Annotated in this window: 18 protein-coding genes and 1 tRNA gene; all 19 read right to left on the bottom strand. The window is 38.7% G+C overall.

The features are described 5' to 3' along the window. Positions 1-4 precede the first annotated feature (4 nt). A complete protein-coding gene (locus HDF25_RS00700; RefSeq protein ID WP_184621757.1) occupies positions 5-790 on the bottom strand; it encodes a DJ-1/PfpI family protein in 786 nt (261 codons plus the stop codon). A gap of 93 nt (positions 791-883) precedes the next feature. Next, positions 884-1,801 carry a GlxA family transcriptional regulator gene (locus tag HDF25_RS00695; protein ID WP_184621755.1) on the bottom strand — a complete coding sequence of 306 codons (918 nt, stop codon included), beginning with the start codon at positions 1,799-1,801 and terminating at the stop codon, positions 884-886. Positions 1,802-2,043: 242 nt separating this feature from the next. Next, on the bottom strand, positions 2,044-3,126 hold the full coding sequence (locus HDF25_RS00690; RefSeq protein WP_184621753.1) for a serine hydrolase domain-containing protein: 1,083 nt from the start codon (positions 3,124-3,126) through the stop codon (positions 2,044-2,046). Between the two features lie 640 nt (positions 3,127-3,766). Next, entirely contained in the window at positions 3,767-4,297 is a 531-nt protein-coding gene (locus HDF25_RS00685; protein ID WP_184621751.1) for a DinB family protein, read from the bottom strand. Positions 4,298-4,370: 73 nt separating this feature from the next. Next, the gene (locus tag HDF25_RS00680) at positions 4,371-5,225 is read right to left on the bottom strand and encodes a helix-turn-helix domain-containing protein (RefSeq protein ID WP_184621749.1); all 855 of its coding nucleotides are present in this window, start codon (positions 5,223-5,225) and stop codon (positions 4,371-4,373) included. A 331-nt stretch (positions 5,226-5,556) separates the two neighbouring features. Next, positions 5,557-5,636: transfer RNA gene (locus HDF25_RS00675), tRNA-Leu, on the bottom strand. Positions 5,637-5,713: 77 nt separating this feature from the next. Further along, positions 5,714-6,016 carry a DUF3817 domain-containing protein gene (locus HDF25_RS00670; protein ID WP_184621747.1) on the bottom strand — a complete coding sequence of 101 codons (303 nt, stop codon included), beginning with the start codon at positions 6,014-6,016 and terminating at the stop codon, positions 5,714-5,716. A 78-nt stretch (positions 6,017-6,094) separates the two neighbouring features. Continuing rightward, positions 6,095-6,628 (bottom strand): Fe-S protein assembly co-chaperone HscB, encoded by a 534-nt coding sequence (gene hscB, locus HDF25_RS00665; protein WP_184621745.1) that lies wholly within the window; start codon positions 6,626-6,628, stop codon positions 6,095-6,097. A gap of 8 nt (positions 6,629-6,636) precedes the next feature. Continuing rightward, positions 6,637-7,968 (bottom strand): RIP metalloprotease RseP, encoded by a 1,332-nt coding sequence (gene rseP / locus HDF25_RS00660; RefSeq protein WP_184621743.1) that lies wholly within the window; start codon positions 7,966-7,968, stop codon positions 6,637-6,639. A 30-nt stretch (positions 7,969-7,998) separates the two neighbouring features. Next, positions 7,999-9,165 carry a 1-deoxy-D-xylulose-5-phosphate reductoisomerase gene (locus tag HDF25_RS00655; protein WP_184621741.1) on the bottom strand — a complete coding sequence of 389 codons (1,167 nt, stop codon included), beginning with the start codon at positions 9,163-9,165 and terminating at the stop codon, positions 7,999-8,001. Continuing rightward, positions 9,162-10,667, bottom strand: a complete 1,506-nt coding sequence (locus HDF25_RS00650; RefSeq protein WP_184621739.1) for a GH3 auxin-responsive promoter family protein — start codon at positions 10,665-10,667, stop codon at positions 9,162-9,164. The genes HDF25_RS00655 and HDF25_RS00650 overlap by 4 nt, the downstream gene beginning before the upstream one ends. Positions 10,668-10,674: 7 nt before the next feature. Further along, the gene (locus HDF25_RS00645) at positions 10,675-11,460 is read right to left on the bottom strand and encodes a hypothetical protein (protein ID WP_184621737.1); all 786 of its coding nucleotides are present in this window, start codon (positions 11,458-11,460) and stop codon (positions 10,675-10,677) included. Beyond that, the gene (locus HDF25_RS00640; RefSeq protein ID WP_184621735.1) at positions 11,457-12,425 is read right to left on the bottom strand and encodes a glycosyltransferase; all 969 of its coding nucleotides are present in this window, start codon (positions 12,423-12,425) and stop codon (positions 11,457-11,459) included. The genes HDF25_RS00645 and HDF25_RS00640 overlap by 4 nt, the downstream gene beginning before the upstream one ends. A 2-nt stretch (positions 12,426-12,427) precedes the next feature. Beyond that, complete coding sequence (locus HDF25_RS00635; RefSeq protein ID WP_184621733.1) at positions 12,428-13,381, bottom strand: glycosyltransferase family 2 protein; 954 nt, start codon at positions 13,379-13,381, stop codon at positions 12,428-12,430. Between the two features lie 95 nt (positions 13,382-13,476). Beyond that, positions 13,477-14,022, bottom strand: coding sequence for a DUF4199 domain-containing protein (locus HDF25_RS00630; protein ID WP_184621731.1), 546 nt, complete (start codon positions 14,020-14,022; stop codon positions 13,477-13,479). Between the two features lie 10 nt (positions 14,023-14,032). Continuing rightward, the gene (locus tag HDF25_RS00625) at positions 14,033-14,707 is read right to left on the bottom strand and encodes a hypothetical protein (protein ID WP_184621729.1); all 675 of its coding nucleotides are present in this window, start codon (positions 14,705-14,707) and stop codon (positions 14,033-14,035) included. Next, complete coding sequence (locus HDF25_RS00620) at positions 14,700-15,962, bottom strand: dihydroorotase (protein WP_184621727.1); 1,263 nt, start codon at positions 15,960-15,962, stop codon at positions 14,700-14,702. The genes HDF25_RS00625 and HDF25_RS00620 overlap by 8 nt, the downstream gene beginning before the upstream one ends. 6 nt (positions 15,963-15,968) lie before the next feature. Then, the gene (locus tag HDF25_RS00615; RefSeq protein ID WP_184621725.1) at positions 15,969-17,996 is read right to left on the bottom strand and encodes a BatA domain-containing protein; all 2,028 of its coding nucleotides are present in this window, start codon (positions 17,994-17,996) and stop codon (positions 15,969-15,971) included. Positions 17,997-18,251: 255 nt separating this feature from the next. Then, a complete protein-coding gene (locus tag HDF25_RS00610; RefSeq protein ID WP_184621723.1) occupies positions 18,252-19,844 on the bottom strand; it encodes a L,D-transpeptidase family protein in 1,593 nt (530 codons plus the stop codon). Positions 19,845-19,916: the final 72 nt, after the last annotated feature.

The raw sequence follows: 19,916 nt of genomic DNA, 5'->3' as shown, positions 1-19,916 counted from the left end.
CTATTTAATTCGAAAACTCCTGGTGCGATAGATCCATACCTTGTTCAGGCACATATTTATCATATTCCATTTGTTTTGCAATTGCTTCAGCTACTTCTTTACCTCTCAATTTTGAAACCAGGTGTAAAGCACCATCTATACCAGCCGATATCCCTGCTGTGGTGATTACTCTGCCATTATCAACATAGCGAACATTTTGAAGTACTTTAGCTTTCGGTACAGCCTTTTGAAGATTTGTTATGCTTTTATGAAAGGTGGTAACTGTAAGCTGATCAAGCAACCCCGCTTTCCCAAGAATAAACGCTCCGGTGCAAACAGAAAAATAGCTTTTAGTAGCACTGTCCCTGGATTTTATCCAGGAAATAACTTCAGGATCATCTGCTGCCACTTCGTCTGATCCACCAAATACTGCAAAAATATCTGTTTGTGGTGCGTCTTTAATACCGTAATCCGGAGTGATCTTTAAAATTCCCTGTGACAAAAGAGGAGCTTTAGTTTTTGCAACAGTGATAATTTTGAATCCTGCATAGGAAAAGACTTCCATCGGCCCTGCAAAGTCAAGTACCTCTACTCCATCATATAAGTAAAAGCAAACTGTTATTTTTTGATCTTTTGACATCCGCTGATTTTTCTCGACTAATGTCATCCCGCAGTGTGCACAAACACCAGGTTGCTGATAAGTAGTGGTATCACATGGATGGTTACAAGGCGGACATACATATGTGGTTGCATAGACTTGCGCAAATGCAAAGCACGGAATAAAAAAGATTAAGAGTAATAACTGTTTCATAAATGTATTATTTAAATCTAAAATTAATGGAATACATCTAATAAATCAGGACAGCCATAGTAACAATCCGGCCATTCTATCTCTAACAATAGGTCAATCTTTTGCTTCTTTAACTAACTTCCTCAGCTGAGCGGTGCTGTTATAGCCACATTCTTTCGCTACCCAGGCTACCTTCTGTTTGGTTTTAAGCAGATGCTTTGCTTTTTCCTGTCTTAACGATTGAATATATTGCCCGATAGTGATTCCTGTGGCAGATTTGAACAACCTTGTAAGATTTCTCGGACTGATAAAGACTAATTCAGCCAATCCTCCTATTGTTATTTTATGGTGTAAATGCTTTGTAATATAATCCTGTATATGATGTATATGATTGTTAATATGCTGCCTGCTCTGTAGATATATGCTATTTTGTACTTCCGTTCCATCTCTGCGTATGTAAACGACCATATCTTTTGCGACAAGACATGCAAAAGCCGCTCCGTGCTGTTCTTCAACAAGGTAGAGTGCAAGATCAATACCTGTAGCAATTCCCGCGCTGGTAAAGATCCTGCCACTTTGCACAAATAGTTTATTCTCTATCACCTTAAGTAGGGGATATTTTTGCTGTAAAGCTGTAGTCCAAGCCCAATGCGTAGTGCAATTGTGCCCGTTTAAGAGTCCTGCAGCAGCAAGAGCAAAAGCTGCCGTACAAATTGAAGAGATCGTGGCGCCAGTAGCAGCAGCAGACTGTAACCAGGGTATCCAGAGGTGATCATCTGCTCTGTTCCATTTTTCAATTTCCATTCCGGCTACAATGACAATGTCATCCATACTAACTGTTACCGAGCTAAGTGGCTCAACATTTGTAAATCCAAGACCAGATGAGGTTTCCGGATTGTCATATGGCGAAACATAATGCATATCATAATTCTTTCCGCAGCATCCGGATTCATAAAAAACGGTTACTGCACCAGCCAGATCCAGAAGGTGAACGCTATTAAATATGAAAAATATAACACGATTGGAGCTCATTTTTCAAAGTTAATCTATTAGTATAAGAAACATATATAATAGCTTCCTTACAAACGAATGTGGTAATGTTGCTAATTGATTTATATGAAATATCTAAAAATTTGGCTCAAAGACAACCTGCTTAAAGTACCTACGACATGTGCGATTCCTGTCCCCCTCTACTTTCGTAAAGAAGGGTAAGCACAATTGTTGACTTATATCTCACCTGAATGGCACAAACCCCATATTGTATACCGCGCTTTCTATTTATCAACGTGAATACCTTTTATTAAATAATCGAGTAAGACACCTGTTAAGTCATGGTTACTTTGATTAATAAGAATAACGATCCCAGTATTTGATTTATGATCAAAGTATAAAAGCGAAGAGTTGCCAATTGTATCTCCTTGCATCACATAGAATGCTTCGTGCATATCATTATTAAGAATATGCCAGCCTAAACCAGTTTTAATATCAATGTCGTTTGCAAAGATATGCTGCGTTAAAACTATAGCCTTTCCTAATGCATTATTAGGTGGATGCAATTGGTACTTAATAAACTTAAGCATATCTACTGCATCAGACTTTATTATACCAGCAGGGCTCAACGCATTTAACTGTAAATATTCAACTTCTTTGCTTTCATAATAACCACCGGCTTTGTTTTGGCCTTTTACGATACTTGTCCAGGTATTTCTTAATCCTAACTGTTTAAAAATATTATTTTGAAGTAAGTCTGCATAATTCTTCTTTGTAAAATTTTCCAGAATAGCACCAATTAAACCGTAGCTAAGGTTTGAATATTCATATCTTCCATAGTTAGGTACTTTTAACGTATTGTTCAAAATATTATAAAGGTATTCTTTGTCAACAAATTTGTAAGGTTGCAAAGCATCTTTGGCTAAAAGTAAGCTATCGTACATGTCATCATGTAAAGTCGGTAAACCAGAAGAAAAAGAAGCCAGATTTGTAAAGCGTATTTTGTTTTTTAAATCTGGTTGTAAAATCACTTCATTTGGCAAGTAAGAGTCAATAAATGCAGACTCAGGTATTTTGCCCTTTTTAATTTCAATTGCGAGCAAAAGTGCTGTAAATAATTTTGTGTTCGAGCCAATTTCAAAGACTGTATTCTTGTCAACTTTTTGTTTGCTAATATGACTTATATTTCCGAATGAATAAAATTTTGTCTTACCTTCCTTAAAGATCCCTATGCTGATACCAATACCAGGTATTTTATTCTTTAATCCATTTTTTCCATAAAATAAGGTATCTATAAATGATGGGTTATTTTGCCCAAATGAGGAGCTACTTAAAAAAATAAAAAAGGTCAGTAATATTCTTTGCATATTGTTCATGTGTCATTTAAAATGCCAATCACAACATATTGGGCCTTGCGAATTTTTTATTTTGCTTTCAGCATTTATCCACAGCACTAATTTAATAAAAATACACTCAATTTTACGGAGCATTCAAATACGGAAATAAAAAATAAAGAGTAGGAGTTATATTTGTATGATGTAATTATTTCAAGTTTTTCGGAGTATACATTATCATTATTTCCCCGTTATCTGATGGTTGAATTAGTTCAAAGAAGGCCCGCTTACCTCTGCCGGAGACCGAACTGAAAAGCGGGTCTCAATGCAATAAGTCAACATTGAAAGTTCACAAAAACAAAAAAACCTCTCTACTTTTGTAAAGAGGTTTTTGTACCCATGAGCAAGAATACTTTGAACACTTAGAACGCTTTCTAGGGCTTATAGAGCCTATTATTAATGATTTGAAAGGAAAGGGGTTTATAAAAAAAATTATTTCGATATTTTAATAGAGCTTTAGCAACCATTTCAGAAAACCGCCGTTTATAATAAATACTGATTCAGTTGTCTACAATTCTTTGATTTATTAAAATATCATTTTTTAATGCTATTTTCCAGCAAACCTCATTGCAAGGATTTCTTTAAAATCTTATCAAAAAAAGCTTATATTTTTTTAAATATTATAGTAGGTAAAAAGGTCAGTATTTGATAAATTCAAAAAGCCTGACTGGCGTAATAGAGTTACCAGTTGCCCTCGATGATAAGTAGAATGATTGATCATATGTGGAAATGTTTTTCTAAATTCCATTGTGCTCAGTTCTCCATTTGGTTTCTTTACGTATATCTCATTTGTATAATTCTCTATAGGATAATTTTCAATGAAAGATTTGAGCTCAGCAGAAGTCGTCTTCCAGATGTCTATCAGGTCTTCTCTAGTCCCCTTAAATTCTGACGAAAGGTATACAGGATTCTGAACATCTGTCCAGAAGTCTATCCATATTTTTTTGGCACTGGCAATATGTACGGCGGTTTCCCTAATGCTTCCAAAACTGCTAATGGCAACTTGGTCCCATTGTTCATCAGTAATTTGAGTAAGCCAGTCAATAGCACGATTGTCTGCCCAGTTGTTGAAATCGGCCAATTCGATAAAATAACCTTTAAGGCAGTCATTGCCGTTTTCTGTGAGTATTGATAATGTTGTCATGTTCCTTTGAATTTGACTCAAAAGTAGGAGTTAGAAAGGCCTCACTGGAGGGCTTGACGTTCAAAAAGCTTAGCTAAACGTTCAAATTGTTGAGTTGATATTGCTTGGGTGTCGTTCCGTAAACCTGCTTAAAGGATTGAATGAAACTGGACACATTTTCATAACCAAGTTCCAGGTATATTTCGCTTGAATTGAGGTTACCTTTTCTAAGCATTTGGGCTGCTTTTTGCATTCGTTTCTCCAAAAACCATTTTTTTGGTGATGTGCCATAAAGTTTAGCAAAGTGCCGTTTAAATGTTGATAGAGTCATGTAACATAGAAATGCTAACTCTTCCACAGTAATAACACTATAGATATTGGCTGTAATGGCTTGGCGGATCAAAAAATCCTTATCTGAATTGTAATTATAATAATGAAGCCCTTTAAGAGCTTCGGGATAGCAACCGCTAATATAAATAAGCAGTTCTTCAAGTTTCACACTTTGCAGTTCTTGAGATAATGATTGACCAGAGGCCAATATTAGGCCTAAGGAGTCTACAAAGTTTGTAAGAAAGGGATCTTTCTCAAAAACGAGAAAAGGCTCATCTTTATGTTTGCTTTTCATTGGCAGAGGATGACGTATAAAAAAGTCTGTCAATAAGTCATTGTCGAAAAAGAACAAAATACTTCTGTACTGGCCACCGGGAGTAGCGATTTTTTCACTCATTAAGCAATTGCCAGCAGAAAGAAGGAAAAATTGATTTGGGCTTATTGTTATCTTTGTTCCGGCATATTGAACACTCTTATTGCCCTCTAGTAAAAAACTAAATAAATTTTGCTCTAATTTAATCCTAGAATTAATCGTGGCTATGTCAGAATTATACCGGATGATATTTGACTTCCTTTTCGTATTTTGTAATGTGGGAAGGTGTTTTTCTCTAGGTAACATAAACTTCTGGATCAGGTATCTTAATAGATATAAAGATCAATAACCAAATTTAACTTTTTAACATTAGTGAATCTATGAAATGTAAATTTACACCTATGATTCACATATGAATTACCAAAATTCCCTTATTTTTTTATTGCTGACATAGAAACACTCATATATTCTATACAACTTATAAAACAGTCTCTCCGATATAAAGAGGAATTCGGTTCAAAGATAGCCCGCCTGTAATGCCCAAATAAGATGAGGTTCAGCAGAAATACTTTGAACACAATTTGAAGCATTTTAAAGTCATAAAAAAACCGGAATCGATGTATTCGATTCCGGTTAGTACCCAGCGCCGGAGTCGAACCGGCACGGTTTCCCACAGGTGTTTGAGACCAGCGCGTCTACCAATTCCGCCAGCTGGGCGTTCCCTTATTAGCGGGATGCAAATCTATATATTCAGGCTTATATATCCAAGCCTTATTTCAAAGAATTTAAAAATACTACGCTTTCACCTGATCTACAGACTCTTCCTTTAAACGTTTATCCACATAAAACGGAGCAAACGGCAATAAAGAGGCTATAAACACTAAAATCGTCTTTCCGATTTTCCATTTATACTCCATTGCACACATAATTACCATAACCGCATAAAGCATAAACAACACACCATGTGCCCAGCCGGTATACTTAACCGCCAGAGGCATATCTGCGAAATACTTCAATGGCATAGCAATACAAATCAGTGCGATGTAGGAAATACCTTCAGCAACAGCTATTTTTCTAAAAAGGGATAAAGTGCTCATAATTTCAGATTTGTCCAAAAATAGAAAAACCGGGACAGCTATGCCCGGTTATCTTTCTTTTTTACATTGAACAAACACCTATTGCCCGGTTTCCAGTTTAAGGATACTGTCGTTGATCCTGTTCAAATATTTCTTTCTGTAGTACAAATCCTTTATCGAAGCCAGTGTAGCTCCCTGCTCGTCTTTATCCTGCGTATCAAACAAAGTAATCAGCCTGTCCATCTCCTGCTGCATATTTACAGCAATTCCGGCAACCTCTTTTTTGATTGATTCCAGTTTAGCCGTATCAGGTTCAAACTGCAATTCCATCAAAGCCTCATTCACATCCATCATTTCCATCAGAAAAACCTGTGGAAGGGAATAATTCTCCCCTTCTGTAAGCAATCCCTTTAATTCAAGAACATAATGCAGACGCTTCTGAGGATTACTCAATACCTGGTAAGCCTTATTATTCAATGTGGATAATTCCAGTACCTCATCCTGCTTTTCCGGAGTATCATTGATATAAAAATCAGGATGATACTTTTTACTCAGTGCATAAAACTGCTGTTTGACCAGCTGATTATCCGGATTAAAGGATACGGGAAGATTATAAAACTCAAAATAATCCATCACAAGTACTATTGAATAAAGGCCTTAAAGATATCGTTACCGATTACAAAGACCATTAAACTCAACAGGATGACAAAACCTACCATCTGAGCCCCTTCCAGGAACTTATCACTTACCGGTTTACCTTTGATCATTTCTACAATCAGGAAGACCATATGCCCACCATCCAGTGCAGGAATAGGCAACAGGTTCATGAATGCCAGTGCAATCGAAATTAATGCCGTAGAAGCCCAGAAATGTGACCATACCCAAACTCCTCCGTAAACCTTCTGTGCTAAAGCGACAGGGCCTGCAAAAGCTTTATTTGCTTTAATTTTACCTGTCAGTACTTTCCATATACCCTTACCATTATCTGTAAAAGTAACCCAGGCCTGGTTTACCCCTATAGGTAAAGATTCGAAGAAACCATATTTAATAGTCTCCAGTTTGATTTCATTTGGATTGAAAGCGATCCCGATAGTACCAAGACTATCTGTATTCACTTCAAAATTAAATTTCTCGTTTCCACGATAAGCTTCTACAATGAATTTTCTGCTTTTCAGACTTTTCAGTTCTCTGCGTACATCCGCATCAAACTTCACAGGCACATTGTTAACACTTACAATTCTGTCTCCTTTTTTCATGCCCACTTTAGCCGCAGAACGGCCAGTGACCACACTATCCACTACTGTGCTCAGTAAAGGTACCCTGCTGATAAATTCTTCCAGTCCCAGGTCTGCAACTTTATTTAAAAGATTGTCAGGTACTTTAACATCAAGTGTTTTACCACCACGCACTACAGTCAGATTCGTATTATCCAACAATACTTTAGAGCTGGTCAGTTCATCAAAACGGATCACCTTTTTGCCGTTTACCGCAATCACATGGTCCCCTTGTTGTAAACCTATGCTACGGCCAATACTTCCCGGGTTTATACCATTCTTTACTGCACTGTTAGGAATAAAGGTTTCGCCAAACTTGAAGGTAAGCATCCAGAAAATAAAAATACCAACTATAATGTTGACCACAATACCTGCCATCATTACAATCAGTCTTTGCCAGGCTGGTTTTGATCTGAACTCCCATGGCTGAGGTGGCAATGCCATCTGCTCCTTATCCATAGACTCATCAATCATTCCGGCAATTTTAACATAACCACCTAAAGGCAGCCAGCCAATTCCATACTCTACATCCCCACGTTTGATACTGAATAACTTTACTCCCCACGCATCAAAGAACAGATAAAATTTCTCAACTTTAATACCAAATGCACGAGCCGCAAGAAAGTGCCCTAATTCGTGCAAGATTACTAATATTGATAATCCCAGTAACAACTGGGCAACCATAATCAATCCGTTCATATTTTAATTTAATGTTATTTACTTTGAATATTAGATAGCTAAATGTTTTTTTGTTACTAACTGACGGGCAAATATACGCGTATGAAGGTCAGTTTCTAAATAATTATTCAGGCCAGGTACCTGAATAAACGGCAAATCAGTCATACATTGCTCAATGACATCACTCATTTCCAGGAATCCAATCCGGTCATTTAAGAAGGCATCTACAACGACTTCATTCGCGGCATTGATAATACAAGGCATATTCCCCCCCTTTTCCAGGGCAGCGTAAGCCAATCCAAGATTGCGGAAAGTATGCAGATCAGGTTTTGAAAAAGTCAGTTCCGGATAATCCATGAAGTTAAAACGCGGAAATACGCTTACTATTCTCCCGGGATATGCCATTGCATAGTGAATCGGAAGTTTCATATCCGGAACACCCATTTGTGCCTTCATGGAACCATCGTTAAACTGCACAACAGAATGGATAATAGACTGCGGATGGACAATAACATCTATCTGACTGATATCCAGATCGAATAACCACTTCGCTTCAATCACTTCCAGCCCTTTGTTCATCAGAGAAGCAGAATCTATCGTGATTTTTGCACCCATCACCCAGTTGGGATGTTTTAAAGCCTGTTCTTTTTTTACTTTTTCCAGGAAGCTACGATCTTTTCCCCTGAAAGGTCCGCCCGAGGCAGTAATGTATATTTTTTCAATAGTCTCCAACTCTTCTCCTACCAGACATTGGAAAATTGCAGAATGCTCTGAATCTACAGGTATAATCGTCACCCCATGCTCAGCGGCCAGCTGCATAATCAGTTCTCCGGCTACAACAAGGGTTTCTTTATTAGCCAGGCCTATAGTTTTCTTAGCTTTAATTGCAGCAATAGTTGGTCTCAGACCAACGGATCCCATAATCGCAGTTAATACCAGGTGAACTTCCGGGCTTGCCGCAGCTTCACATAAAGCATCTTCACCAGCCAGGACTTTAATTCCTTTTCCTGATAATGCATTTTTTACTGCTGAGAACTGATTTTCATCACCGATGACAACCAGTCCGGGTTTAAATTCGAGCGCCTGCTGAATCAGTAATTCCGCATTCGCATTTGCCGTTAATGCACTTACCTTATACAATTCAGGGTTTGCACGGATAACGTCAAGGGCCTGGGTACCAATAGAACCGGTAGAGCCCAGTATAGCTATATTTTTCAAATCTTATGAATCAAATTAATGAGGCTGTCTGCAATCTTTCTGTCATTGGACAAACGGGGAACTTTATTCTGTCCGCCCAGCTTACCTTCCCCACGCATATAGGTAACAAAAGCATCTTTTTGTAAAGTCCGTATGATCAGTGGCTGCAAAATTTTACCTTCAATGAGGTCAAAGTAATAAATATTTTTTTCCTGGAGTGCTTTATCTACTTTTTTACTGAAAGCATCCAGATTTTCGGGTGCTTTCGAAAATTCAATAAACCACTCATGATAAGGCAGTTCACCAGCTGCCGGATTGACCTGCGGAGCCACAGTAAATTCTGTAATTCCTACCCCTTCCTGATTCGCCACAGACAGCAGAGCCTGTTCTACCTCTTCGCCGATAACGTGTTCACCAAAAGCAGAAATAAAATGTTTAATTCTTCCGGTGACCAGGATCTTATACGGGTTTTTAGAAACAAATTTGATAGTATCACCAATGCTATACCCCCAGAGACCAGCATTCGTATTTAAGATCAAAGCATAATTTTTACCCAATTCTACTTCTTCCAGACTCAAACGTGCCGGACTTTCATCGTAATACTCATCGGCAGGGATAAACTCATAAAACATTCCTGCCCGGGCCAGTAGCAGTAAACTTTTGTCCTGCTGACTGTCCTGATAGGCAATAAATCCTTCTGAAGCCGGATAAGTTTCAATAGCGTCAATCTTCCTGCCTATACTGGCTTCGATTTTTGCACGGTAAGGTTCATAATTCACCCCTCCGTAAACAAACAGCTGGAAGTTTTTAAAGATATCCTTAATCCGTTTTCCGCCCGATTTCTCGATCAGCCTGTCAAAATACATCTGTACCCAGGGTGGAATCCCCGAAATCAGGGTCATATCCTGATGGAAAGTTTCCTCCACAATGGCATCTACTTTCTCTTCCCAGTCTTCGATGCAGTTCGTTTGATAAGAGGGCAACCTGTTTTTCTGCAGATAAGCAGGAACCAGGTTTGCTACAATACCAGATAAACGGCCGACTTTAATCCCGTTCTTTTCGGTCATTACCGGACTTCCCTGCAAAAAGATCATTTTCCCATTCACAAAACTGGCATTCCCTGTTTCATGAACATAAGTCAGCAAGGCATTCCGTGCTGCTTTGATATGCTCAGGCATTGACTCTTTAGAAATAGGAATATATTTTGCACCCGAGGTAGTTCCTGAAGTCTTGGCAAAATAGGCAGGTTTCCCCTTCCACATTACATTTTCTTCACCTGCAACTACCCGGTCTATATAAGGTCTCAGTTGTTCGTAGTCCCTTACCGGAACACGTTTCCTGAAATCCTCATAAGTTTTTATAGTTGAAAATAGATGGTCCCTGCCAAAAGCAGTATCCTTAGCCGAATCAATCAGTTCGAGAAAAGTCTCCTTTTGCGCAGCCACTGCATCTTTTTTCCATTTATTTACCCCTTTGACAATAAAGGCTGCAAACGGTTTACTTAATGCCGCTTTTAATCCCATAAACTGGTTAAACTATATTGTGAATAATATCATTCTCGTCACCCTTATAAGCTCCCATCATCATTCTATAGGCAATAGTTAAAGCTACACTAGATAAAGGTACAATCAAAAATGAACTCAATATATTAACAAAAAATGCAATAACAGGCCATTGCAGATAATTCAGGAACAGATACAGCACATGAAACCCACCCAGAACCAGTAAAAGCATTAATATTTTAGTGAAGTTTCCTCTGGTTATGGCTAAACTGAATTTTAACGAACCAAAAGAAGGCTGATTTTTATCAATGATAAAGAACGGGAAAAATGAGATCCTGATCCAGGTAATGAATATGGCTACAATTCCAACTGATATGGCAATATTGGTGATCACAGACATTTTTATTCCGGTATAGATAAAAGGGAATGCGACCAGAATAACCACTGCATAAACCCCTATAATGACCAGCATAAAGTACAACATACCGACTATAAACCGGATAATCTGCTGACGGGTTGGCAATGTACTGACGATACTCACATCTTCCTCCTCGTTATCGAGCAGATGAAGAATATACTTCAGCAGGGAAAGATTGAGCGTAAAGTATAATAAAGCAAAGAAGAATGCCATCAGCACACTTAAACCCTTATTCACATCTTTCAGGAAAAATGCCATTAAGCTCGATGCATTGGAAGTAATGAACATCAGGAAACATAAGGTAGCCAGGGAAAAATAATTCCGTTTAGTTACCTCCCAGGCTCTGCGGATAACTACATTAACTATAAACGTGCTCTCCTTTAAAAAGTTTATCATTGTTTTTTAAGTACTATTCTTTTGAAAAAATCTTGTATAAATCCTAAGCCGTAAGCCGTTAATTGTATGAATGAGGAAATAATACTCAAAAATGCAACTTTTAATGATTTATTGATCAACAGGGAATGAAAAAATATCAGCATAAAGTACACCAGAATTCCGATATTTCCAAAATAAGCCAGTGGCGGATAAAAAATATTCAGCAACAGGATAAAAATGATGCCTAAAGTGAATACTGCAGGGAAAAAATGCACCAATTTCAGTTCTGAAGGGAAATGTTTGTAGATATTAATCCTCGCCCGCCCAAAAAAATGAATTTGTTTATAAAACTGGAGCATACTTGTCCTTCTTTTGTGAAAAACACGTGCACCAGGAATAAGTCCGATCTTAAATCCGTTCTGATGAATCCGGATACTATATTCAATATCTTCCCCTAAACGGGTTAATTTAAATCCTCCGGCTTTTTCCCATGCTGCTCTGGAAACCCCCATATTAAAGCTTCTCGGGTGAAACTGCCCCACATGCTTTTTGTTTCCTCTGATCCCTCCTGTTGTAAAAACAGAAGTCATTCCATAACTGATTGCTTTCTGAACAGGCGTAAAGCTTTCATGAGCGGCATCAGGACCACCATAAGCATCCAGATGATGATTATATAAATAATCCTTAACAATTTCCAGATAGTCATGCGGGATCAGGCAGTCAGAATCGAAAATAACGAAATAGTCACCTTTTGCCCTTTCAAAACCATAATTTCTGGCAAATCCCTGCCCTTCGTTCGGTTTGTAAAAATACTTTACATCCAGTTTGTCTGCATATCCGGTTACAATATCTTTTGCAGCCAGTGAAGAACCGTCTTCAATGACCAGTACTTCAAATTGCGTATAGGTTTGCAGGCAAAGTGTGGCCAGCAGTTCATCAATCTCCTGTGGCCTGTTATATAAGGGGATAATAATCGAAAAAAACATGCTTAAAGTATTTCTTTTTCGATCAGATACTGATTGCGTTCTGTTGCATTACGTGTAACCAGTTCAGCGACAAATCCGGTAAGGAAAAGCTGTGAACCGACGATAATGGCTACCAGTGCAATATAAAATCCGGGTTGCTCAGTGACCTCCCGTTTAATCGGCAGGTTCATCGCAATATGGTATAATTTTTCACCGATAATCCATAATGCCATCACAGTTCCGATCAGGAAACTCAACACACCCATTGAACCAAAGAAGTGCATTGGTCTTTTACCGAACTTACCGACAAAAAAGATAGACAGTAAGTCGAGGAAGCCATTGATAAAACGGCTCATCCCAAATTTAGTAACTCCATACTTACGTGCACGGTGTTCTACAACTTGTTCACCGATATTTTTGAACCCTGCCCATTTCGCAATCACAGGAATATAACGGTGCATCTCTCCGTAAACCTCTATGGTTTTCACCACGTCGCAACGGTATGCCTTTAAACCACAGTTAAAATCATTCAACTGTATCCCGGACATTTTACGCGTAGCCGCATTAAATAACTTGGTCGGAATAGTTTTCGTAATCGGATCGTACCTTTTCTTTTTCCATCCGGAGATAATATCCAGCTTTTCCTCTTTTAATCTGCGGAAAAGCTCAGGAATCTCATCAGGACTATCCTGCAAATCTGCATCCATCGTAATGATGACATCTCCCTGTGAAGCCTCAAAGGCTACATTGAGCGCTGCTGACTTTCCGTAATTCCTTCTGAATTTAATAGCCTTAACAGCCGGGTAGCTCAATTTCAGCTCCTCGATAACCTGCCACGAAGTATCCGTACTTCCATCATCCACAAACAGGATTTCATAAGAAAAGTTATTGTCAGTCATTACCCTGGCAATCCAGGAAGTAAGTTCGGGCAATGATTCGTCTTCGTTAAACAGGGGAATGACAACAGAAATATCCATGCAGGTATAAAATGTGATAAAAATGAACGTGCAAATTTTATCAATTAAAATGATAAAACCTGCACGCTTACAAATATGTTATGCGTTGACCAATCCTATCCTTGAGGAAGTGGTCTCTCTTTTTTGAACAATACAGCCCCAATCAGGCTGAGGATCATCCCGAAAATAGTATAAGTAATGGCTCCAAAGAAAGCAGAGATAATAGCCATGTAGGGTCTGGTCATCTCTATAGCCTTAATCTGTTTTTCGTCTCCGTTAGCCTTGTCAATAGCGACATCAAGAATATGGTCCATTGCACCACGGTCAAGTACTTTATAATACAGTACCAGTAATACTGAAACAAAAAGACCAGTATAGGCTGCTACTTTAAAGCCGGTAGAAAAGCCCCTTGCAAAAGTCATATAACCACCCAGATCTGTTCTGTGTTTGGTTTGTGCATAAACTATCGCCAGTATAAACGGAACATAAGACAATATGGTTGTAATGACTTTAGTGCCCGTATTCATATTCTCCTGCATCGAATCGATATGCAATAGTTTAAATATAAAAATCAGCGCCAGCGTATACAAAGAGAAAGTAATAGCTGCCCTGAAAGCAACTTTATTTGGTTTAATCTCAGCTTCTTTTAATTCTTGTTCCATAAAAACACGTTTAGTTTTTTTCGTTGAAAACCGTGATTAAAGCATAAACAGAACTATCGAATTCTTTATTTGCACTGAATTCTTCCAGATCTTTAAATGCCTGCTCATTTGCTTTTGGCTGATTGAAGAAACTCATAAACGGAACAAACAGCTCTTCCATTTCTTCTCCAAGGTCAATCATGCTTTTATGACTGATAATATCTTCAATGCTACTTTCAGCTAACTGCTGATTGCTGATCAGGTCTTCATAAATATGGAACTCATCCTGGAACTCATCTTCTTCTACCAGTAAGAATTCTCTTAAGAAATCTCCGAGTTCAGGTTTGATATGCTCATCGTGACATTCATTGATGTATAACAGCAGGTTTAACAACTCTGTTCCACGGTCAATAGTATCTTCTTCGATATCTGCCCATTCATCTGTATCCAGATAATCTTCTTCCAGTTTCTTGATGTCGCTCGCAAAGAAGTTGATCATCAGTAAATCAAAGTAAACTTCTCTCAGCTCATCAAAAGCCGGGTATTCATCAAACACACCATCAAACTCCTCTACTTTTTCCAGGAATCCCAGGTCTTTATTAAAAACATCCAGTAAATCCTGCTGTAATTTAAGAGAATCATTACCAGAAAGTGCTGCGAATTTATCTAATGAGGCTACAAGAGCGCTTTGTACTTTACTATCCATATACTTGAAATTGATTATTATTATAAACGAGTTGAACTTTTCCTGTAAGTGTCTGATTTAACAGGGGGGTATTCCTCGACTTCGAAAAATTATTCTGTGCATTATATTCCCATTTCTCTGTCAAACTAAACAGTGTAAAATTAGCTTTCTCCCCTACTGCTATTGCAGGTACTGGCAGGTTTAGTAATTTACGTGGATTAATGGCAAGCTTTTCTGCAATCTGCGATGCTTCCAGTCCTGCTTTAACCAGCAAAGGTAAAACCGTTTGTAAGGCAATGATCCCATAGGCTGCAATTTCAAACTCTACATCCTTAAACTCCGGTTCATACGGACGATGTTGTGAAGATACCGCATCGATAGTACCATCTTTTAAACCATGAATTAATGCTTTAATATCTGATTTACCACGCAAAGGTGGCTTAACCTTATAGTTGCTGTCAAAATCATTCAATAATTCCTCTGTGAAAACCAGATGATGAGCAGCCACATCACAAGAAATCTGCACGCCATCTTTCTTTGCTTTTTTAATCAGCGCTACTGAACCGGCGGTTGAAATATTACTGATGTGTACGGGTGCCTGATGATAAGTAGCCAGGAAAATATCCCTGGAGATATGCATCTCTTCGGCTAATGCCGGCATTCCCTTCATTCCCAGTAAGACACTTGTCTTACTTTCATTGATCTGTGATTTACCAGCTATTGCTTTATTTTCAGGATAAACAATCAATAAACCATTGATTCCTTTACAATATTGCAGGGCACGGCTCATAAAGCCATCATCAGTTACTGGTTTAGTTCCGTCCGAAAACGCTACGGCACCGGCTTTCTGCATATCATAAAGCTCTGCCAGCTCTTTGCCTTCCAGATCCTGACTGATAGCCCCTACCGGATAGATATCTACCAGGTTATTTTTGGCTTTATTGATAATGTATTCTACTTCTGCTTTGGAATGAACCACAGGTTTGGTCTGTGGCAAAACTGCCAGTCCTGTAAATCCGCCGGCCTGAGCCGCAGCAGTTGCTGTTTGTATGTCTTCTCTGGTCTCAAAACCCGGATCTCCGATAGCACAGTTCAGGTCGAAAAATCCAGGAGACAAAAAGGCACCCTGACCATTAACTGTTTTTTCATTTTCCAATGCTTTTAAAGTAAGCTCAATCTCAACGATTTCCCCCTGTACCACACGAACATCACAGATTTTCTGATTATACTGGCTGTTCGGATCGGTAATGGTTACGCCTGTGAGTAGAAGGTTCATGTCTTTTTATATTTTTAATTTGTTAAAAAATCGAATCAATAGGGCTTCAATGGCTAAAAAAACAGCACACAAAACTAGGCAAAGTTTCCATAACTCTGTGCGGTTATTTTCCACACCCTTAGCTAATAAATCGCCGCTGGCATTCATCATATTTACTTTTTTGCGGCCAAAAACCGACTGAAGGGTCTTATCATCAGCATAATGCAGATCTGATTCTGCCCTGCTTTCATTAAAAGCATAACTGCCTATTAAGGAGTCTGCTTTATGAAGTTCAAAAATACCTGATGTTTTAATCTGGTCAGCCACATATAATAACGTCTGTCCGGGTACCTGCCTGATTTCGGGAATAACTTCCTGTTTTCCAGAGACCAGACGCAATGACTGATTAGGATTAACAGTAACAGTTGCAGCAGACAGGTAATTGCTACTGCCAATCGTATAATACAAAGGCTGGTCCGGTACGCTGGTTAAGGCAATCTTGTACATTAAAGGTACAAATACAGGATGCTGGGACAGGTTACCTTCATTGCTGTTCAAAGAAGCAGCTGATAAATAAACCTTTCCTTTCCCGAGCCTGTAACGACTGAAAAAAGATTGTCCACCCGGAAGTTTCATCAGATCCTCCCTGTTACTTCTGGTCTGGTTCTCATAAACAAAATAATGATTTACTTTAGGCAAATCCAGTTTTGAGGGGATCTCCTCAAAGACATCATTAAAGATGTTATTTTTCAGATCAATATAACTCACGCTCACTGTATCCTTACCCAATGCAGTGATTTTTGGGAGATCGATCCCTGTTAAGAAAGAGGAATATATAGTTGCACTGACACCAGGATCAGGAAAAACCACAACTGTCCCCCCGTTTTTAAGATAAGTTTTCAACTCCTGGGCCAAACCACTGGATGGATTTTTCAAACCAGAGAGTATAATCAGGTTATAATTGTGAAAATCAGCATAGAGAATATTCGATTCGGGCATGGTGCGGAGCCTGAAATAAGGATCTGCCCCGAATAATGCACTGATATATTTTTCCTGAGTTCCGCCACTAATCTGCAATACTGATAAACCACTGCTGACTTTAAAAGCAAACTTTAATTCATCATCAAAGGTGACCGGAAAATCTTTAATACTAACCAGACCTTTTTGCCACCCGGCCGATAAACCACTAAAAGTGACTGTATCCCTGACCGACTTCTCCGCAGGAATATCCAGCGTTGCTAATGCCCGCTGCTGGTTGTTAACAACTAGTTTTAAAGGAATTCCTGTCCGTTTCTCGGCCGAGTAATTCCGCAGCTGTACAACGAATTTTTCCTGACCTCCAGGCTTATGCACAGGAGACAGCGCCCATATGCTGTCTACAGCAATATTCGGTATGGTATTGGCATTTAACCTGACCAGGTTTAACACAGCATCCGCAGCAATACTGACAGCTCCTTTTCCAACAAACTGCTGCTGAAAATCAGAAAGAATATAATTATAACGGTTTCTTTTACCAGCATCTGTCAGGTTTTGACGATTAAGAACCTGTTGTAAACTCTTCTGGGCCGGAGAAACCTTAACTTCATCAATAAGATTGAATAATTCCTCCCGGCTTACCGGACGCTGATCTTTTCCTTCAAAATCATTTGTTGTTAACTGAAATTTGTCATTCAGTCCAAATTGTTTAGCCAGCTCCTTCGCTCTGCGTTTGGCCTCATCCAGTAAAGATCCTTCTTTATTGACAGCCTCCATACTGTAAGAGTTATCGATATAAATATTTACCAGACGAGCATTTTCAATGCTCCCGGTGATTCCCGAAGACCAGTAAGGTTGTGCAAAAGCTAGCACAAGAAATACAATTGCCAGTATCCTGCAACAAAGAATCAGCAGGTTACGCAGTTTTTCCTGTGAAGCATGTTCTGCAGTAACAGTCTTTAAAAACTTTACATTACTGAAGTACACTGTCTTAAATTTCCGGAAATTGAATAGATGAATGAGGATAGGAATGGCTACCGCCAGCAGTGAAAAAAGAAAACCTGGGTAGAGGAAATTCATTAAAAATCAAAGGTATGAATTTTATCAAATCAGCAGCAAAAAAAGATCATAAATCGCAGCAAAAATTTTGAACTTACCATAAATAAACTACGGGTAAGGTTTCCGTCGGGCACTGGTTTGTGAAACCCCACTTGCAGACTGTCATAAAACTAGGCTGAGGCCACCTTTTCCCTAGGGCAAAAGGTGGCCTGAACGTGGGGTAATGGTGGCCTCATGGTGGCCTTTTATCGAACAGTACCCAGAGATATCTTAACTTTAATTCCTGACGTTTGCCCTGTACTTCTTCATTGCGGTAAACAAAGCATCGTCCAGACCATAAACATCATTGCGATACTGCACTTTGCCATGTTCAGCCCATGCAGTCTTATAATTAATAAACACAGAAATGTTCTTTCTTGTTCCAAACCATTTCGGTTTTAACTGGAAGACGTTCAGCGTATCAGCCTTTTTAGCCAGTTTCTTTCTGTAGACGTCCATTTTAGTGGTATCAACAGGCGGTAAATTAACCTCCATTCTCAGCTGGTCATATTCGTATTTGTTATTCACCATCTTTTCTGCAAACTCCAATGGCTTTTCTACCCTGACACAACCATGGCTGATTGCCCTGCTCGAAAGATTAAATCCCGATTTATTATTGGTATCATGCAGATAAATACTGGCTCCGTTCTCAAATATAAATTTGAATTTTCCCAAAGCATTTCCCGCTCCAGAACCTTGTTTGAACTGGAAAGGTAAATGTTCACGCGAATATTTATCCCATTGTATAGTATCAGGATCATTTACCAGTTGTCCTTTGTGGTAAACCTTCATGTTATTGTTTGATAAATAATAAGGATCTCTCCTGGCCTGATTGTAAATCTCATTCTGGGCAATGCTGACAGGGATATTCCAGACCGGGTTTACCTGTATCGCATTGAATTTACTCAATAAAATAGGCGTCTGGTGATTTTTGGGCTTATCGTCAAGAGAATGAGTCTTAGCATAAACCTTCATCTTCTCCTCGTATGTTTTTTCCCGTCTGGCACCCACACAAACTTTCATATGTGTTACTGTATCCTGCCCTTTAAACCAGGTCAGTGAAAAATCCGGAATATTGACCTCTACGTATTCAGATTCCAAACCAGGGATTTTCCATCTCGATCTCTCCATATTGACCTCAACTGTCTGGATCGCTACTGCATTACGCACAGGATCTTTTTGCAGTTCTGCCAGTGTCTGCTGCAGGACTTTATAGTTTTCTGTAGCGGGCTGGATATCCTTTAATAAACCAGACAGATCTTTAGTACCCAGTACTTTATTCATGGTATTACTATCAGGTCTTGCGGTTGTGATATAGTAACGGTTAAGTACCTTTTTCGGATTAATGCTTCCGTAAGCCACAAAAGTGTCATACTTCAACAATGAGGAGGCAGTATAAAGCTCCAGATCTGCCAGGACAGGGTAAGCCTCAGCGACAGACTTAAATTTGTTGTCTCCCAGCTCTGTTAATAATTCACCCAGCTTTTTATATCCGAATATTTCAGGGTTATAGCCATGTACAGCACTGTTTTCCAGATATTTTTTCAGGGTATCCAATCCACCATTAACATAAAAGCGGGTAACCATTGAATTTTTATGCTCATCGTCAGCATAATAGCTTTTAATTACTTTAGGATTACTTAGTTTCGACTGTAAAGAGTCAAGGTGACGGTTAAAAACTACATGATAGGCAGCAGTATCAAAATCTTTATAAAGTTTGTTTTTAAAATGTTCTGACAACAGGATCCCTACTTCTGGTGGGGTTTTAAACCAGTTACAAGAAGATATTAGGAAACAAATAGGCAAAACAAGGGTTATTATTTTCTTCAAAATGAGCGTAAATTAATTAATACGGGATTGTTACTATGCATTGTAACCACCCTAATCAAATAAAATGCCATA

It is taken from the genome of Pedobacter cryoconitis (assembly GCF_014207135.1).
GTDB classification, from domain to species: Bacteria; Bacteroidota; Bacteroidia; order Sphingobacteriales; family Sphingobacteriaceae; genus Pedobacter; species Pedobacter cryoconitis_D.
Note: the sequence above shows the minus strand (reverse complement) of the source record. Positions and strands in the feature narration are given on the sequence as shown.

Excerpts from the sequence above, each read along its gene's own strand:
- rseP (WP_184621743.1), bottom strand. The coding sequence starts at position 7,968 with ATGAACGGATTGATTATGGTTGCCCAGTTGTTACTGGGATTATCAATA.
- HDF25_RS00690 (WP_184621753.1), bottom strand. The coding sequence starts at position 3,126 with ATGCAAAGAATATTACTGACCTTTTTTATTTTTTTAAGTAGCTCCTCA.
- HDF25_RS00695 (WP_184621755.1), bottom strand. The coding sequence starts at position 1,801 with ATGAGCTCCAATCGTGTTATATTTTTCATATTTAATAGCGTTCACCTT.
- HDF25_RS00685 (WP_184621751.1), bottom strand. The coding sequence starts at position 4,297 with ATGACAACATTATCAATACTCACAGAAAACGGCAATGACTGCCTTAAA.
- hscB (WP_184621745.1), bottom strand. The coding sequence starts at position 6,628 with ATGGATTATTTTGAGTTTTATAATCTTCCCGTATCCTTTAATCCGGAT.
- HDF25_RS00635 (WP_184621733.1), bottom strand. The coding sequence starts at position 13,381 with ATGGATATTTCTGTTGTCATTCCCCTGTTTAACGAAGACGAATCATTG.
- HDF25_RS00680 (WP_184621749.1), bottom strand. The coding sequence starts at position 5,225 with ATGTTACCTAGAGAAAAACACCTTCCCACATTACAAAATACGAAAAGG.
- HDF25_RS00615 (WP_184621725.1), bottom strand. The coding sequence starts at position 17,996 with ATGAATTTCCTCTACCCAGGTTTTCTTTTTTCACTGCTGGCGGTAGCC.
- HDF25_RS00640 (WP_184621735.1), bottom strand. The coding sequence starts at position 12,425 with ATGTTTTTTTCGATTATTATCCCCTTATATAACAGGCCACAGGAGATT.
- HDF25_RS00700 (WP_184621757.1), bottom strand. The coding sequence starts at position 790 with ATGAAACAGTTATTACTCTTAATCTTTTTTATTCCGTGCTTTGCATTT.
- HDF25_RS00625 (WP_184621729.1), bottom strand. The coding sequence starts at position 14,707 with ATGGATAGTAAAGTACAAAGCGCTCTTGTAGCCTCATTAGATAAATTC.
- HDF25_RS00645 (WP_184621737.1), bottom strand. The coding sequence starts at position 11,460 with ATGATAAACTTTTTAAAGGAGAGCACGTTTATAGTTAATGTAGTTATC.
- HDF25_RS00620 (WP_184621727.1), bottom strand. The coding sequence starts at position 15,962 with ATGAACCTTCTACTCACAGGCGTAACCATTACCGATCCGAACAGCCAG.
- HDF25_RS00630 (WP_184621731.1), bottom strand. The coding sequence starts at position 14,022 with ATGGAACAAGAATTAAAAGAAGCTGAGATTAAACCAAATAAAGTTGCT.
- HDF25_RS00670 (WP_184621747.1), bottom strand. The coding sequence starts at position 6,016 with ATGAGCACTTTATCCCTTTTTAGAAAAATAGCTGTTGCTGAAGGTATT.
- HDF25_RS00650 (WP_184621739.1), bottom strand. The coding sequence starts at position 10,667 with ATGGGATTAAAAGCGGCATTAAGTAAACCGTTTGCAGCCTTTATTGTC.